Source organism: Streptacidiphilus fuscans, from assembly GCF_015690355.1.
Taxonomy (GTDB): Bacteria; Actinomycetota; Actinomycetes; order Streptomycetales; family Streptomycetaceae; genus Streptacidiphilus; species Streptacidiphilus fuscans.
This window is the reverse complement of sequence record NZ_JADPRT010000012.1, coordinates 51,231-66,457: the sequence shown is the minus strand read 5'-3', so window position 1 is coordinate 66,457 and position 15,227 is coordinate 51,231. Positions and strand designations below refer to the sequence as shown.

General features: G+C 71.2%; 14 protein-coding genes and 1 pseudogene. 12 read left to right on the top strand and 3 right to left on the bottom strand.

Annotation, left to right across the window (positions count from 1 at the left end; translation table 11 throughout):
- Nucleotides 1–65: 65 nt before the first annotated feature.
- Nucleotides 66–851: a glucosamine-6-phosphate deaminase gene (nagB, locus tag I2501_RS26030; RefSeq protein WP_196196666.1), complete on the bottom strand. Its 786-nt coding sequence runs from the start codon at nucleotides 849–851 to the stop codon at nucleotides 66–68.
- A 307-nt stretch (nucleotides 852–1,158) separates the two neighbouring features.
- On the opposite strand from nagB, the gene I2501_RS26025 reads away from it, so the two are divergent.
- The 4 genes from I2501_RS26025 to I2501_RS26010 all read left to right on the top strand — a co-directional run bounded on the left by I2501_RS26025 (nucleotide 1,159) and on the right by I2501_RS26010 (nucleotide 5,688).
- Nucleotides 1,159–3,813 (top strand): ATP-binding protein, encoded by a 2,655-nt coding sequence (locus I2501_RS26025; RefSeq protein ID WP_196196665.1) that lies wholly within the window; start codon nucleotides 1,159–1,161, stop codon nucleotides 3,811–3,813.
- Nucleotides 3,810–4,493 (top strand): response regulator, encoded by a 684-nt coding sequence (locus I2501_RS26020; RefSeq protein ID WP_196196664.1) that lies wholly within the window; start codon nucleotides 3,810–3,812, stop codon nucleotides 4,491–4,493. The genes I2501_RS26025 and I2501_RS26020 overlap by 4 nt, the downstream gene beginning before the upstream one ends.
- Nucleotides 4,494–4,568: 75 nt before the next feature.
- Nucleotides 4,569–4,967 carry an OB-fold nucleic acid binding domain-containing protein gene (locus tag I2501_RS26015; RefSeq protein WP_196196663.1) on the top strand — a complete coding sequence of 133 codons (399 nt, stop codon included), beginning with the start codon at nucleotides 4,569–4,571 and terminating at the stop codon, nucleotides 4,965–4,967.
- 4 nt (nucleotides 4,968–4,971) lie between these two features.
- Nucleotides 4,972–5,688, top strand: coding sequence for a DUF3159 domain-containing protein (locus tag I2501_RS26010; RefSeq protein WP_328806637.1), 717 nt, complete (start codon nucleotides 4,972–4,974; stop codon nucleotides 5,686–5,688).
- Between the two features lie 220 nt (nucleotides 5,689–5,908).
- On the opposite strand, the gene I2501_RS26005 is transcribed toward I2501_RS26010, so the two are convergent.
- The gene (locus I2501_RS26005; protein ID WP_196196662.1) at nucleotides 5,909–6,574 is read right to left on the bottom strand and encodes a potassium channel family protein; all 666 of its coding nucleotides are present in this window, start codon (nucleotides 6,572–6,574) and stop codon (nucleotides 5,909–5,911) included.
- On the bottom strand, nucleotides 6,574–7,236 hold the full coding sequence (locus tag I2501_RS26000; protein ID WP_196196661.1) for a potassium channel family protein: 663 nt from the start codon (nucleotides 7,234–7,236) through the stop codon (nucleotides 6,574–6,576). The genes I2501_RS26005 and I2501_RS26000 overlap by 1 nt, the downstream gene beginning before the upstream one ends.
- Nucleotides 7,237–7,482: 246 nt before the next feature.
- On the opposite strand from I2501_RS26000, the gene I2501_RS25995 reads away from it, so the two are divergent.
- The 8 genes and pseudogenes from I2501_RS25995 to I2501_RS25960 all read left to right on the top strand — a co-directional run bounded on the left by I2501_RS25995 (nucleotide 7,483) and on the right by I2501_RS25960 (nucleotide 15,209).
- Nucleotides 7,483–9,564 carry an APC family permease gene (locus I2501_RS25995; protein ID WP_196196660.1) on the top strand — a complete coding sequence of 694 codons (2,082 nt, stop codon included), beginning with the start codon at nucleotides 7,483–7,485 and terminating at the stop codon, nucleotides 9,562–9,564.
- The gene (locus tag I2501_RS25990) at nucleotides 9,561–10,988 is read left to right on the top strand and encodes a class I SAM-dependent RNA methyltransferase (RefSeq protein WP_196196659.1); all 1,428 of its coding nucleotides are present in this window, start codon (nucleotides 9,561–9,563) and stop codon (nucleotides 10,986–10,988) included. Before I2501_RS25995 ends, I2501_RS25990 begins: the two co-directional genes overlap by 4 nt.
- Before the next feature lie 430 nt (nucleotides 10,989–11,418).
- Nucleotides 11,419–11,700 (top strand): type II toxin-antitoxin system Phd/YefM family antitoxin, encoded by a 282-nt coding sequence (locus I2501_RS25985; protein WP_196196658.1) that lies wholly within the window; start codon nucleotides 11,419–11,421, stop codon nucleotides 11,698–11,700.
- Nucleotides 11,697–11,960, top strand: coding sequence for a Txe/YoeB family addiction module toxin (locus I2501_RS25980; protein ID WP_196196657.1), 264 nt, complete (start codon nucleotides 11,697–11,699; stop codon nucleotides 11,958–11,960). The genes I2501_RS25985 and I2501_RS25980 overlap by 4 nt, the downstream gene beginning before the upstream one ends.
- Nucleotides 11,961–12,127: 167 nt before the next feature.
- Nucleotides 12,128–12,364 (top strand): toxin-antitoxin system HicB family antitoxin, encoded by a 237-nt coding sequence (locus I2501_RS25975; protein ID WP_196196656.1) that lies wholly within the window; start codon nucleotides 12,128–12,130, stop codon nucleotides 12,362–12,364.
- Nucleotides 12,361–12,723 (top strand): annotated as a pseudogene (locus I2501_RS25970) (fic family toxin-antitoxin system, toxin component); the annotation flags it as partial. The gene I2501_RS25975 and the pseudogene I2501_RS25970, both read left to right, overlap by 4 nt.
- A gap of 181 nt (nucleotides 12,724–12,904) precedes the next feature.
- The gene (locus I2501_RS25965; RefSeq protein WP_196196655.1) at nucleotides 12,905–13,810 is read left to right on the top strand and encodes a putative RNA methyltransferase; all 906 of its coding nucleotides are present in this window, start codon (nucleotides 12,905–12,907) and stop codon (nucleotides 13,808–13,810) included.
- A 76-nt stretch (nucleotides 13,811–13,886) separates the two neighbouring features.
- Nucleotides 13,887–15,209: an AAA family ATPase gene (locus I2501_RS25960; RefSeq protein ID WP_196196654.1), complete on the top strand. Its 1,323-nt coding sequence runs from the start codon at nucleotides 13,887–13,889 to the stop codon at nucleotides 15,207–15,209.
- The last annotated feature ends 18 nt before the right edge of the window (nucleotides 15,210–15,227 follow it).

Genomic DNA, 15,227 nt, shown 5'->3' with positions numbered 1-15,227 from the left:
TCCGGGTGCCCGCGCCCGTGTCGCGGTGGCCAGGGCCTGCGGTCGGCGCAGGCCCTGGGGACGCCCTACAGCCCCTGCCAGTGCGGCTTGGCCGCGTAGGTGGCGCGGAAGTAGTCGCCCAGCTTGAGGCCCGCCGCCGCGGCCTCGTCGACGACCACGGTGGCGTGCGGGTGCAACTGCAGCGCGGAGGCCGGGACCAGGGCCGCGACCGGGCCCTCGACCGTCGCGGCGACGGCCTCGGCCTTGCCCGCGCCGGTCGCCAACAGCACCAGGTGGCGGGCGTCCAGGATGGTGCCGATGCCCTGGGTGATCACGTGGTGCGGCACCTGGTCGATGTCGTCGTCGAAGAAGCGCGCGTTGTCGATCCGGGTCTGCTCGGTGAGCGTCTTGATCCGGGTGCGCGAGGCGAGCGAGGAGCAGGGCTCGTTGAAGCCGATGTGGCCGTCGGTGCCGATGCCGAGCAGTTGCAGGTCGACCCCGCCCGCGGCGGCCAGCGCCCGGTCGTAGTCGGCGCACGCGGCGGTGATGTCGGCGGCTGAGCCGTCCGGGCCCATGAACGAGGACTCGGAGAGCCCGAGCGGCGCGACGACCTCGCGCAGCACGACGGACCGGTAGGACTCGGGGTGGCCGGGCGGCAGGCCCACGTACTCGTCGAGCTGGCAGATCCGGGCCCGGGAGGCGTCGACCGCGCCGGAGCGGACCTTGGCGGCGAGCGCCTGGTAGATCGGGAGCGGGGTCGAGCCGGTGGCCACGCCGAGCAGCGCGTCCGGCTTCCGGGTCAGCAGATCGGCGATCGCCGTGGCGATGAGCTCGCCGCCCGCCGCGGCGTCAGGAACGATCACAACTTCCACGCTGGCCTACCTACCGATCGGGACGAAGCTGGACTTGGGCGTGACGAGGAGACGAACTCCACGGAGCGGGCACGAGGCGCGTACGCACCCGCGCCGGTGCGCCATGTGGTATAGACCAATCTAGCAGTCATGGGGCCTCCCGCGCGCCCCCTCGGTCCGGCTTCTCCCGGCTCCCTGTCCTGCCGCTCCTTCCTAACAGCGGACCCCCGGCGACGCCGCCGGTGTGACGCACGACTGGTCCGCTCGGGGGACGGTCTGACGTACCCTCGCTGTTCGGCTCCGGGAGTCGGCAAGGAGAATGGACGTTATGGGACGTGGCAGGCTGCGCATCTACCTCGGGGCAGCGCCCGGGGTGGGCAAGACGTACGCCATGCTGGGCGAGGGCAAGCGCCGGGCCGAGCGCGGCACCGACGTGGTGGTCGCCTTCGTGGAGACGCACGGCCGCGCCCACACCGCCGCCCAGATCGAGGGCCTCGAGGTGGTACCGCGCAAGGCGATGACCCATCGCGGCGCCGACTTCACCGAGATGGACGTCGACGCGGTGCTGCGTCGCCGCCCTGCCGTGGCGCTGGTCGACGAGCTGGCCCACACCAACGTGCCGGGCTCCCGCAACGCCAAGCGCTGGCAGGACATCGACGAGCTGCTCGACGCGGGCATCGACGTCATCTCCAACCTCAACATCCAGCACCTGGAGTCGCTGGGCGACGCCGTCGAGGGCATCACCGGCGTGCGACAGCAGGAGACCGTGCCGGACGAGGTGGTGCGCCGGGCCGACCAGATCGAGCTGGTCGACATGGCCCCCGAGGCGCTGCGCCGCCGTCTGGCCCACGGCAACGTCTACGCGCCCGAGAAGATCGACGCCGCCCTGGCGCACTACTTCCGCCCCGGCAACCTGACCGCGCTGCGCGAGCTGGCGCTGCTCTGGGTCGCCGACCGGGTCGACGAGTACCTGCAGCGCTACCGCGCCGAGAACCACATCGCCTCGACCTGGCAGGCCCGCGAGCGGATCGTGGTCGGCCTGACCGGCGGTCCCGAGGGCCGCACCCTGATCCGGCGGGCGGCGCGGATCGCGGCCAAGGGCTCCGGCAGCGAGATCCTGGCCGTCTACGTGGCCAAGAGCGACGGCCTGACCAGCGCCTCGCCCAAGGAGCTCACCGTCCAGCGCGGCCTGGTCGAGGACCTCGGCGGCAGCTTCCACCACGTGCTCGGCGACAACGCGGCCGAGGCGCTGCTGGAGTTCGCCCGCGGCGTCAACGCCACCCAGATCGTGCTGGGCAGCAGCCGTCGCAAGCCCTGGCAGTGGATCTTCGGTCCTGGCGTCGGCGCCACCGTGGCCCGCGAGGCGGGCGACATCGACGTCCACATCGTCACCCACGAGCACGTGGCCCGCGGCCGGATCCGCCCGATACGCCGGATCGCCAACCTCGGCCTGCCCCGCACGGTGGCCGGCTGGCTGGTCGGCGTCGCCGGACCGCTGCTGCTCACCTGGGTGCTGACGCACTTGCCCGGCAGCAGCACCTCCCACACCGAGATGCTGCTCTACCTGGGCCTGACGGTCGGCGCGGCGCTGCTCGGCGGTCTCTTCCCGGCGCTGGCCTCGGCGGTCGTCGGCTCCCTGCTGATCAACTGGTACTTCACCCCGCCGCTGCACACGCTCACCATCAATTCGCTCCCCAACGTGATCGCCGTGGGCGTCTTCTTCGGTGTGGCGCTGTCGGTCGCGTACGTGGTCGACCTCGCCGCCCGGCGCACCGCGGAGGCCGCACGGAGCCGGGCCGAGGCGGAGACGCTGAGCTTCCTGGCGGGCAGCGTGCTCAGCGGCCGCAACGGCCTGCCCGCGCTGCTGGAGCGGGTGCAGGAGACCTTCCAGATGGAGTCGGTCGCCCTGTTGGAGCGGCCCGACGACTTCTCGCCCTGGCGCACCGCCGGTGCGATCGGCCCCAACCCGGTTTCCCGTCCCGAGGACGCCGACGTCGACGTGCCCGTCGGGGACCGGCTGGCGCTGGCGCTGAGCGGCCGGGTGCTGCCCGCCGCCGACCGGCGCGTGCTGGTCGCCTTCGCCGCGCAGGCCGCCGTGCTGCTGGAGAAGCGCCGCCTGGAGGTGGCCGCCGCCGAGGCGCGCCGGATGGCCGAGGGCAACCGGATCCGCACCGCCCTGCTCGCCGCCGTCTCCCACGACCTGCGCACGCCGCTGGCCGGGATCAAGGCCTCGGTCAGCTCGCTGCGCGCCGAAGACGTCGCCTGGACGCCGGACGACGAGGCCGAGCTGCTGGCGGGCATCGAGGAGGGGGCCGATCGACTCGATCATCTGATCGGCAATCTGCTCGACATGAGCAGACTGCAGACCGGAACGGTCGTCCCGATCGTGCGCGAGACCGATCTCGACGAGGTCGTTCCGCTCGCCCTGCTCGGCGTCCCGGCCGACGCGGTGCGCACGGACATCCCCGAGGAGCTGCCGCTGGTGTCGGCCGACCCCGGACTGCTCGAACGCGCACTCGGCAACGTGATCGAGAACGCGGTGAAGTACAACGCGGGCAGCCGCAAGCAGGTCGATGGCGTGCCCTGCCGGGTCGCCGTCTCGGCCAGCGTGCTGCACGGCCGGGTGGAGGTCCGCGTCGCCGACCACGGCCCCGGCATCCCGGACGAGGCCAAGGACAAGGTCTTCGAGCCCTTCCAGCGCTACGGCGACGCCCCGCGCGGCGCGGGCGTCGGCCTGGGTCTCGCGGTGGCCCGCGGCTTCGTCGAGGCCACCGGCGGCACGCTGTCGGCGGAGGACACGCCCGGAGGCGGGCTCACCATGGTGTTCACTCTTCCGTGTGCGCAGGTCGCGCACGAGAGCGAGGCGCCCGTCGGTGTGGCCGGAACCGGGCTCGGGACCGATCCTGTGATCGGGATCGAGCTCCTGGCCGCCGAACCGACGGAGGCGCACGAGCAGCAGACCGAAAGGCAGCAGCGTTCATGACCCGGGTCCTGGTCGTCGACGACGAACCACAGATCGTCCGCGCCCTGGTGATCAATCTCAAGGCTCGCCACTACGAGGTGGACGCCGCGCACGACGGCACCACCGCGCTGGAGCTGGCCGCCGCCCGGCATCCCGACGCGGTGCTTCTCGACCTCGGCCTGCCCGACATGGACGGCGCCGAGGTGATCCGCGGCCTGCGCGGCTGGACCAAGGTGCCGATCATCGTCCTCTCCGCCCGGCAGACCTCCGACGAGAAGGTCCAGGCGCTGGACGCGGGCGCCGACGACTACGTCACCAAGCCCTTCGGCATGGACGAGCTGCTCGCCCGTCTCCGCGCGGCGGTCCGCCGCGGCGCTCCGGCCGGTCCGGAGAGCGAGAGCGCGGTCGTCGGCACCGAGAGCTTCACCGTGGACCTGGCGGCCAAGCGGGTCAGCCGCGACGGCAAGGACATCCGGCTCACCCCGACCGAGTGGCACCTGCTGGAGGTGCTGGTCCGCAACAGCGGCCGACTGGTCAGCCAGAAGCAGCTGCTCCAGGAGGTCTGGGGGCCGGCCTACGGCACCGAGAGCAACTACCTGCGGGTCTACATGGCCCAGCTCCGCCGCAAGCTGGAGGTCGACCCGGGCCACCCGCGTCACTTCGTCACCGAGCCGGGAATGGGCTACCGCTTCGAGCCGTGAGCACGGGTGTTCGGGACGTCGTCCGGGCTGCGCGAGGACGCCTCCCGGCGGGGGCTCGGCCTGTACCCTTCGGGCATGAGCAGTGAGATCTCCAGCGTGAGGCCGCAAGGCCGGCTGAGGCGCATGTTCAGCAAGCTCGGCACCTCGAACGAGGAGCTGAACGCGGAGCAGCTGCGCCACGACGCCGAGGAAACGGGCGCCACACCCATCGCGGCCTGCGGCGACCGCCAGGAGGTCACCGTCACCGGCACGCTCCGCGCGGTCACCCTGCGCCCGCGCGCCGGCGTCCCCGCGCTGGAGGCGGAGCTGTTCGACGGCAGTGACGCGCTGGACGTGGTCTGGCTGGGCCGTCGCTCGATCGTGGGAATCGAGCCCGGCCGCAAGCTGGTCGCCCACGGCCGGATCAGCCACGCGCGCGGGCGTCGCGTGCTCTTCAACCCGCGGTACGAGCTGCGCCCCACCGGACAGGAGTGATCGCGTGAGCCACCGCGCCCCCCTCGCCGACGCGAGCCCGGCCGCCCCCGACAGCACGAATGCCACGGACGCCGGGAACGGCTCCGGGCAGCCCGTCGACACCTCCCTGATCGACGCCTTCGGCGGCGTCCGCGGCATGATCGACATGACCGTGCCGGGTTTCGTCTTCGTCGTCCTCTACACGATCACCCAGAGTGTCGCGACGTCGTCCTGGTCGGCCGTCGGCGTCACCGTCCTGCTCGCGGTGGTCCGCGTCGCGCGCCGGGAGACGCTGAAGCACGCCTTCGGCGGCGTGCTGGGCGTCGGCATCGGCGCGTTCATCGCGATGCAGTCCGGAAAGCCGCAGGACTTCTACCTGCCGTCGATGATCTACGGCCTGGTCCTGCTGGTCGCGTACGCGATCTCGGCGCTGGTGAAGTGGCCGCTGCTCGGCGTCATGCTGGGCCCGGTCCTCGGCGAGAACATGACCTGGCGGACGCAGAACCCCGGCCGTCTTTCCGCCTACACGAAGGCGACGTGGGTCTGGGTCGCGCTGTTCGCCCTGCGGGCGGCGATCCTCTTCCCGCTGTACTGGGCGGGACAGGTCACGTGGCTGGGCGTCGCGAAGATCGGACTGGGCGTCCCGCCGTGGCTGGTCGCGATCTACCTGTCCTGGCTGATCCTGTCCAAGGCTCCAGCGCCGATCAAGGTGAACCTCGACTCCGAGGAATCCGAGAGTTAGCTGCACTATCCAGGGGCGCGGGGAACGGCGCGAGAAACCACTGATGAGCGGATGGCCCGGCGCGTTCGGGGCTCTACCTGCATGGGTGGCTTGTCGCGCAGTTCCTCGCGCCCCTGAGGTGACTGCAACTACCCCCGGCAGCACACGCTCACCTACGTGAAAATGCCGAAGCGGCCGCAGGCCGGACAGGCCTGCGACCGCTTCTGTAGCCTGCGAACGCTCAGCTCGCCGAGGGCGAGAGCAGCGCCTCCAGCTCCGCCTCACGCTCGGCCGTCGCGACGAACAGGAGTTCGTCGCCGCCCTCGAGGGTGTCGCTGCCGGACGGCACCAGCACGCGGCCCTCGCGGATGATGGTGACCAGGGCCGTGTCGTCCGGCCAGGCGATCGCCTTGACCTGGGTGCCGACGTGCGGACCGTCCGCAGCGAGCGTCAGCTCGACGAGGTTCGCGTCGCCCTGGCTGAAACGCATCAGGCGGACCAGGTCGCCGACGCTGACGGCCTCCTCGACCAGCGCCGACATCAGGCGCGGCGTGGAGACGGCGACGTCCACGCCCCAGGCCTCGTTGAAGAGCCACTCGTTCTTCGGGTTGTTGACCCGGGCGACGACCCGCGGGACGCCGTACTCGGTCTTCGCCAGCAGCGAGACCACCAGGTTGACCTTGTCGTCACCCGTCGCCGCGATCACCACGTTGCAGCGCTGCAGGGCCGCCTCGTCCAGGGCGGTGATCTCGCAGGCGTCGGCCAGCAGCCACTCCGCCTGGGGGACCCGCTCGACCGAGATGGACTTCGGGTTCTTGTCCACGAGGAGGACCTCGTGGCCGTTCTCCAGGAGCTCTCCGGCGATGGAGCGGCCCACCGCGCCCGCTCCGGCGATTGCTACCCGCATCAGTGCTCCTCCGGGCCCTTCGCGAAGACCGCCTCGACGGCGTCCAGGTCGGCGGTGCGCATCATCATGTGCACCAGGTCGCCCTCCTGCAGGACCAGGTCCGGGGTGGGCAGCTGGCCCTGGCCGAGCCGGGTCACGAAGGCGACGCGCACCGGCGCGGCGTCCTCCAGCTTGCCGACGCGCTCGCCGATCCAGGAGGCGGAGACGGGGACCTCGGCCAGCTGGACCGCGCCGCTCGGGTCCTGCCAGTGCGGCTCGACGCCGGACGGGAGGAGACGGCGCAGCATCTGGTCGGCCGTCCAGCGGACGGTTGCCACCGTCGGGATGCCCAGGCGCTCGTAGACCTCGGCGCGGCGCGGGTCGTAGATCCGGGCGGCGACGTTCTCGACGCCGAAGTTCTCCCGGGCCACGCGCGCGGCGATGATGTTGGAGTTGTCACCGCTGCTGACCGCGGCGAACGCACCGGCCTGCTCGATCCCCGCATCGCGAAGGGTGTCCTGGTCGAAGCCGACCCCGGTCACCCGCTTGCCTGCGAAGTCCGAACCGAGACGGCGGAACGCCGTGGGGTCCTGGTCGACCACCGCGACCGAGTGACCCTGCTTCTCCAGGGCGCGCGCGAGGGAGGATCCCACGCGTCCGCATCCCATGATGACGATGTGCACGACCGTCCTTCCGGTTCGGTGTCTCGGTGTGTCAGTGCTCGATAGTGACAGCCTCTTAACGCGCTCTTGTCACCAGGGTGGCACCCCCGAGGCGGTTTTGTATGTACCCGGCACAAGCACCGCACAGAATCACCAGCGGTCGTCCGTCGCACGTCACCGCAGGTGAAAGGGGTGCGGTACCTACGAACCGGGTCATTTTGCGGGCTCCCTGCCTGCGAACCTGGGAGACCCTCTACGATCCTCCTCGTGCCAAAACTCACTGACCTGCCGAAGCGCATCCTTATCGGCCGAGCGCTGCAGAGCGACAAGCTCGGAGAGACGCTGCTGCCCAAGAGGATCGCGCTGCCGGTCTTCGCCTCCGACGCGCTCTCCTCGGTCGCCTACGCCCCCGAGCAGATCTTCCTCACGCTGTCGGTGGCGGGCATCGCCACGCTCCACTTCTCCTGGTGGATCGGGGCGGTGGTGGCCCTGGTGATGCTCGTGGTCGTCGCGTCCTACCGCCAGAACGTGCACGCTTACCCCAGCGGCGGCGGTGACTACGAGGTCGCCACGGTCAACCTGGGCGGCAACGCCGGTCTGACCGTCGCCTCCGCGCTGCTGGTCGACTACGTGCTGACCGTGGCCGTGTCGACCACCTCCGGCGTGGCCAACATTGTCTCCGCGGTGCCCTGGCTGCACGGCCACGAGGTGCTGATCTCGGTGGTGCTGGTCCTCGTGCTGATGGGCATGAACCTGCGCGGCGTCCGTGAGTCCGGTACGGCGTTCGCCATCCCCACCTACGGGTTCATGGGCGGGATCTTCCTGCTGATGATCTGGGCGGCGGTACGCGACTTCGGCTTCGGCCAGCACATGCAGGCGGCCAGCGCCGGCTTCCACCTGGTGCCCGAGGCCGGGCACGTGGACCCGACCGGAATCGCCCTGATCCTGCTGCTGCTCAAGACCTTCTCCTCCGGCTGCGCCGCGCTGACCGGTGTCGAGGCGATCAGCAACGGTGTGCCCGCCTTCCGCAAGCCCAAGAGCAGGAACGCCGCGACCACGCTGTTGATGATGGCCGTGATCGCGGTGACGATGCTGATAGGCATCATCTGGATGGGCAACCTGACCGGCCTGAAGATGGCCGAGAACCCGGCCCAGCTGATCGGCGCACCGGCCGGCTACCAGCAGAAGACCGCGATCGCGCAGATCTCGCAGGCGATCTTCTCCAACTTCACGCCCGGCTTCTACTTCATCGCCGCCGTCACCGGCCTGATCCTGGTGCTGGCCGCCAACACGGCCTTCAACGGCTTCCCGGTGCTCGGCTCGATCCTCGCGCAGGACCGCTACCTGCCGCGTCAGCTGCACACCCGCGGTGACCGGCTGGCGTTCTCCAACGGCATCATCCTGCTGGCGGGCGTGGCGATCGTCTTCATCATCGGCTACGGCGCCGACCCGAACCGGCTGATCCAGCTCTACATCATCGGCGTCTTCGTCTCCTTCAACATGAGCCAGACCGGCATGATCCGGCACTGGACCAGGCTGCTGAAGACCGAGACGGACCCGGCAGCGCGCCGCAAGATGATGCGCAGCCGGGTGATCAACGCGATCGGCCTCACCTGCACCGCCTGCGTGCTGGTGGTCGTGCTCTCCACCAAGTTCATGTCCGGCGCGTGGATGTCCTGCCTGCTGATGGTGGTCTTCTTCGTGCTGATGAAGGCGATCAACCGCCACTACACCCGGGTGTCGGCGGAGCTCGCGCTGGACGACGCCGAGGACGAGGAAGAGGCGCTGCCCGCCCAGATCCACAGCGTGGTGCTGGTCTCCAAGCTGCACAAGCCCACCCTGCGGGCGCTCGCCTACGCCCAGCTCTCCTCGCGCGGCTCGGCCCGGCTGGAGGCGGTCACCGTCGACGTCGACCCGGTCGACACCAAGGCGCTGCAGGAGGAGTGGGACCGGCGCGGCATCGACGTCCCGCTCAAGGTGCTGCACTCGCCCTATCGCGAGATCACCGGCCCGGTCGTGGAGCACGTGCGCCAGCTGCGCAGCCGCAACCCGCGCGACGTGGTCACGGTCTTCATCCCGGAGTACGTCGTCGGTCACTGGTACGAGCACCTGCTGCACAACCAGAGCGCGCTGCGACTCAAGGGCCGCCTGCTCTTCAAGCCCGGGGTGATGGTGACCTCGGTACCCTGGCAGATGGAGTCCTCCGAGCGCCGCCGCAAGCCGCGCCCGTGGGTCGCGCCGGGACAGGTCCGGCGCGGCGACGTCGGACGCCGCGAGGAGCGGCCCACCACCACTGCCGCCGCCTCCGCGACGCCCGCACCCGCAGCCGCTAAGGACAATCAGGCGTGACCTCCCGCCGCACCACCCGCACCCGCTCCCGCTCTGCCTCTCCCGCCGCCTCCGGTGGGCGCTCCGGCGCACGTCCGGCCGCGCGCCCTTCCGGGGCGCCGGATTCGCCGTCGCTCGTCGGTGAGCGCTACGAGGTCGAGGTGGGCCCGGTCGCCCACGGCGGCCACTGCGTGGCCCGGCACGAGGGCCGGGTGCTCTTCGTCCGGCACGCGCTGCCGGGCGAGCGGGTGGTCGCGGAGGTGACGGACGGGACCGAGACCTCGCGTTTCCTGCGCGCGGACGCGGTCGAGGTGCTGGAGCCCGCCAAGGAGCGGGTCACCCCGCCCTGCCCGTACGCGGGCCCCGGCCTGTGTGGCGGCTGTGACTGGCAGCACGCCACGCCGGGCGCGCAGCGCAAGCTCAAGGTCTCCGTGCTGACCGAACAGCTGGCCAAGCTGGCCGGTCTGACGCCGGAGCAGGCGGGCTGGGACGGCAGCGTCGAGCCCGCCCCGGGCGACAAGCTCCCGGCGGGCGAGGTGCCCGCGTGGCGCACCCGGGTCCAGTACGCGGTGGACCAGGAGACGGGCAAGGCGGGTCTGCGGCGCCACCGCTCGCACGAGGTGGTGCCGATCGAGCGCTGCCTGATCGCCGCCCCGGGTGTCCAGGAACTGGGCATCGAGCAGCGCGAGTGGCCGCAGATCGACACGGTCGAGGCGATCGCCGCGACCGGCTCGTCCGACCGCGCGGTGATCCTGACGCCGGTCACCGGCGGTCGGCTGCCGATCGTCGAGCTGGACCGGCCGGTCTCGGTGCAGCGCATCGACGACCACGGCGGCGTGCACCGCGTCCACGGCCGCAACTTCGTCCGCGAGCGCGCGGCGGAGCGGACCTGGCGGGTCAGCGACGGCGGCTTCTGGCAGATCCACCCGGCCGCCGCACAGACCCTGGTCGACGCGGTGCTGGACGGCCTGGAGCCGCGAGAGGGCGAGAACGCGCTCGATCTCTACTGCGGCGTCGGCCTGTTCGCGGGCGCGCTGGCGGAGCGGCTCGGGGAGTACGGCGCGGTGCTGGGCATCGAGTCGAGCAAGCAGGCCGTCGAGGACGCCCGCCACAACCTCTCCGACCTGATCGGCGAGAAGCGGGTCCGGATCGAGTGCGACAAGGTGGAGAGGCTGCTGCCGCGCACCGGCATCACCGAGACCGACCTGATCGTCCTCGACCCCCCGCGCGCCGGCGCCGGCCGCGAGACCGTCGCCCACCTGGCCGGTCTCGGCGCCCGCCGCATCGCCTACGTCGCCTGCGACCCGGCGGCCCTCAGCCGCGACCTGAAGTTCTTTGCCGAAGCCGGCTACCGCCCGGCCCGGCTGCGGGCGTTCGACCTGTTCCCGATGACGCACCACTTCGAGTGCGTGGCGATTCTGGAGCCCGTCGGCGGGGAGGCTTGACCAGCACGTATGTGCGTGCGCATGAAATGCACTCCTTCGCCCTGTCTCACATGAACAGGGCGAAGGGGCCTGCCGTCTCAGCAGTGATGGCATGAATGCGGGGTACGTAGCGCTTCCTGCACGTGGGAGGCACGCGGAGGCGTGGCCGCCATGTGATCGTGTACACCGCCTCAAACGCGATCCCGTCGGTAGCGCTGGGCAGCAGACACGGTTCGGAGGACGCTCATGAGTTTCATGCCGGACTCGAACATGTTGTGACTACGGCTCGTGCACGCTGCTCACAGCAGGGCACGAGGCGCGCTGTATGCATCACCGCCTCGGCAGCTCGCCGATGGTCGTGAAGCAGTCGAGAGTGTCCGCGTTCGCGGCTGAGCGACGTCGGCGGGGATGCTCATTGCCCCATGTGCTCCTGTACATTATTCTGTACATCATGAAGATGATGAGTTTCACGGAGACGCGGCGGAACTTCGCAGCCGCTCTCGATGCTGTCGAGAGCGACGCCGAGGAGCTCGTGATTACTCGTGCCGGACACGAGCCGGTCGTGGTCGTCCCCTTGGCCGAGTACGAGTCGCTCAAGGAGACCGACTACCTCATGCGCTCCCCGGCGAATGCCGACCGCTTGCGTGAGGCCATCGCGGGAGATCGGTCCGGTGCGGGAGTGCTGCACGAGTTGGTCGACCCCGAGGGTGACCCCGGGCGGGGTGTCGTGTGAAGGTCCTCTTCGTCGAGCAGGCCTGGCAGGACTACCTGTGGTGGCAGGTCAACGACCGCAAGCTGCTCAAGCGGATCAACCAACTGATCGCCGACATCGACCGCAATGGCAATGAGGGTATCGGAAAGCCCGAGCCGCTGCGGCACGAGTTCGCCGGCTACTGGTCGCGGCGCATCAATGCTGAGCACCGGCTCGTCTACCGTGTCGACGACCAGGATGTCATTCACGTCATCGCGTGCCGTTACCACTACGAGCGCTAGCTGGTCGGTCTCGTGGGTTCTCGAGCCCGTCGGCGGGGAATGAGTTCTCCACAGCGGCTCGGAACTGTCCGGAAACGACCGCTCACGGACCGCGTCCGGAGGTGTGTCCGGAAATGACCATGTTGATACCCCTTCCTGCGCTAGCGGAATCGCGCTAGCTTCAAGCTATGAGTAAAAGGCAGCTGAACGTCCGGGTTGACGTCGCCACGGCGGAGGTCGCCCGGGCCCGCGCGGAACAGGAGGGGATCAGCATGAACCAGTACATCGAGAAGCTGGTCCAACAGGACATGGGCGAGACCGGACGCGCTTTTGTGGACGCCGCCGCACAGTTCATGAAGGAGTACGAGTCCGTCTTCCTCGCCGAGTTCGGTGGCGAGCGAGAGGGCGCGGGGACGCGCCGTTGAACATCGAGATCGATCTGTCCTGGCTGCTCATGGTCGCCGAGCAGTACACACCTGGCGACCCCCGGGTCACCGACTACGGCGCGTTGGTCGCAGCGGTGACCCGGCATCAGGCGGAGATCTTCGACGTCCTCGTCTACCCCGAGCCCGAGGACCGCGCCGCCGCGCTGATGCACCAGCTGATCCGGGTGCCCGCGCTGGAGCGCAACAACGAACTCTTCGCCACCGCCGTGGCCTTCGCCTACCTGGTGGCGGGCGGCGCGACGGTGGCCACCACGACCCGCGAGATGCGCTCGCTGGCCCGGGCGCTGCGCGACGGCCGCCTCGGCGTCGCGGGCACGGCCGAGCGGCTTGCGGGCTGGGTCGTCGACCAGGCTCCCGACCAGGAGTCGATCGGGGCCGGGGACGAGGGCTCCGATGACGACGATGACGAAGACGACGACGATGATGACGATCTCGGCCCGGACGACGAGGACCGCCGGGACGACGACGGACACGGCAGCGCCGATGGCGGGGCCGGGAACTGAGCGAGCCGAACCACCCATGCCCACCACCTCCGTGAACCCCGCACTGCAGCGCGTCGCCGCGTGGCTGCACTGCCCCGTCTGTGCCCAGGAACTGACGCTCGCTCAGGACGGCGGCGCGCTGCGCTGCCCGGCGCGCCACAGCTTCGACGTCGCCAAGCAGGGCTATGCCAACCTGCTGCCCGGCGGCGCCCACACCGGCACCGGCGACACCACCGCGATGGTCGCCGCCCGCGTCGACTTCCTGGGCGCGGGCCACTACGCGCCCATCGCGACCGCCCTCGCCGAGGCGGTCCGAGCGGCGGTCGGTGAGACGGTCGGTGAGGCGGGGGTTCGCGAGGACCGGGCCGGACGCGTCGTCGACCTGGGCGCGGGCACCGGCCACTACCTGGCCGCCGTTCTCGACGCCGTGCCCGGGGCGACCGGACTCGCCCTCGACATCTCCAAGTTCGCGCTCCGCCGCGCCGCCAAGGCGCATCCGCGCGCGGCGGCCGTGGTCTGCGACGCCTGGAAGCCGCTCCCGCTGCGCGACGGCGTCGCCGACGTGGTGCTCAACGTCTTCGCGCCGCGCCGCGGCGAGGAGATCCGGCGGGTGCTGCGGCCGGGCGGCGAACTGCTGGTCGTCTCGCCGACGCCGAAGCATCTGCGGGAGCTGGTGGGCGAGTTGGGTCTGCTCGGCGTCGACGACCGCAAAGACGAACGGCTGGCGCGCACCCTGGTGCCGCATCTCTCCCCGGCGGGCGCACGGGAGTTGACGTTCGGTGTCCGGCTCTCCCATGCCGAGGTCGCCACCGTCGTCGGCATGGGCCCGAGCGCCTGGCACACCGACGCCGACGCGCTGGTGGCACGGATCGCCGCGCTGCCGGACCCGGTCGAGGTCACCGCGTCGGTGACGCTCAGCCGCTTCGTTCACACGCCCGGGTGATCCGGGTGCCGCACCCGGTGGACGGGGCGGTTGGAGGGACGTTTCCGCAGGTGGTGAGCGGTCTAGCCTCGCGGGCGTGACCATCCCTGTGCCCAGGCCCGAAGTGCTCCGTCCGGACGCGCTTTCCGCCGCTCCGTCCACCGCGTTCCAACCCGACGGGCTCTCCTCGGCTGGGTCGCGTTCGGCCGTCCTCCGCCCCGCCGTGCTCCGTCCTGCCCTGGTCGAACTGCGTCTCGGCGCCTTCAAGTCGTTCCGGGAGGCGGTCCTGCCGCTGCGCGAGGTCACCCTGCTCTACGGCCCCTCGGGGGTGGGCAAGTCCAACGCACTCGAAGGCCTGCGCGTGCTGGCGTCCCTGGCCGAGGGCGAGGACGCCGACGCGGCGCTCGCCCTGGTCCGGGGCGGCGTGGCGGGCTGCCTGCCGTTCGGCGCGGACACCGTCCGGCTCGGCTGCTCGGTCGCCTCGGCGGTCGGGGAGGTGCGGCTCGACGTCGCCTTCCGCCGCGTGGGCGACACCGTGCTGCTCACCTCCGAGCGGCTCACCGCCGGCGGCCGACTGCTGCTGACCACCGGCGCGTTGGACGCGGCGAGCAGCCGGATCGACGCCGCCTGGCACAGCGACGGCCGTCAGGGCGACATCCGCGCACCGCTCGGCGCGCACGGCCTGGTCACGGCTCAACTGCCGCTCCGCGTCGCCGGTGCGACTCCGGGGGAGCGGCTGGTCCTGGGCGCCGCGGAGGCGGTGCTCACGGCGCTCCGGGAGAGCTTCGCCCTGGAGCCCGAGCCGGTGGCGATGCGGGAGTGGGTCGGCGCAGACGACGACGCCAGGCTGCGCGGCTCGGCGGAGAACCTGTCGGCGGTGATCGCCAGGATCGAGGGCGAGTGCCGGATCCGCTTCGGCAAGCTGGTCCAGGCGACCCGGGCGATGAGCCCGATGCCGGTCTCCGGCCTCGGCGCGCTGCGCTCGACCGCCGCCGACGGGACGGCCCGGGTCTGCGCCGCGCTGCAGCTCGGCGACGGCCGTCGCGTCGGCGCGGAGCTGCTCCCGTCGGGCGTGCTGCGGCAGTTGGCCTTCGCGACGGTCCTGCTGACCGGACCGGGCGTGCTCCAGATGAGCCCGGCGATGGAAGTCCCGGACGCGGAGCGGATGTTGACGGTGCTGGGGGAGGGGCTCGACCTCGGGCTCGACGCCGCGCAGGTCGAGTCGCTGCTGCGGCTGGCCGTGGAGGTGGCTTCGCGCGGCCACGTCCGGCTGCTGGCGACGGCGGCGGAGCGGGCGGTGGTACCGGGGGTCTTCCCGGTCCGGTGCGCGGTCGATCCGGCGTCGGGGCGGAGCGAGTTGGCGCCGGAGGGCGCGCCTGTGGGCGATCCTGCGGATCAACCCGCTGTTCCGGTCGGCTGATCCGCGAGAATGACCGGT

What these genes read in the sequence shown, in the direction of transcription:
- I2501_RS26025 (WP_196196665.1), top strand. Translation starts at nt 1,159, where the DNA reads ATGGGACGTGGCAGGCTGCGCATCTACCTCGGGGCAGCGCCCGGGGTG.
- I2501_RS26020 (WP_196196664.1), top strand. Translation starts at nt 3,810, where the DNA reads ATGACCCGGGTCCTGGTCGTCGACGACGAACCACAGATCGTCCGCGCC.
- I2501_RS26015 (WP_196196663.1), top strand. Translation starts at nt 4,569, where the DNA reads ATGAGCAGTGAGATCTCCAGCGTGAGGCCGCAAGGCCGGCTGAGGCGC.
- I2501_RS26005 (WP_196196662.1), bottom strand. Translation starts at nt 6,574, where the DNA reads ATGCGGGTAGCAATCGCCGGAGCGGGCGCGGTGGGCCGCTCCATCGCC.
- I2501_RS25985 (WP_196196658.1), top strand. Translation starts at nt 11,419, where the DNA reads ATGAAGATGATGAGTTTCACGGAGACGCGGCGGAACTTCGCAGCCGCT.
- I2501_RS25975 (WP_196196656.1), top strand. Translation starts at nt 12,128, where the DNA reads ATGAGTAAAAGGCAGCTGAACGTCCGGGTTGACGTCGCCACGGCGGAG.
- I2501_RS25965 (WP_196196655.1), top strand. Translation starts at nt 12,905, where the DNA reads ATGCCCACCACCTCCGTGAACCCCGCACTGCAGCGCGTCGCCGCGTGG.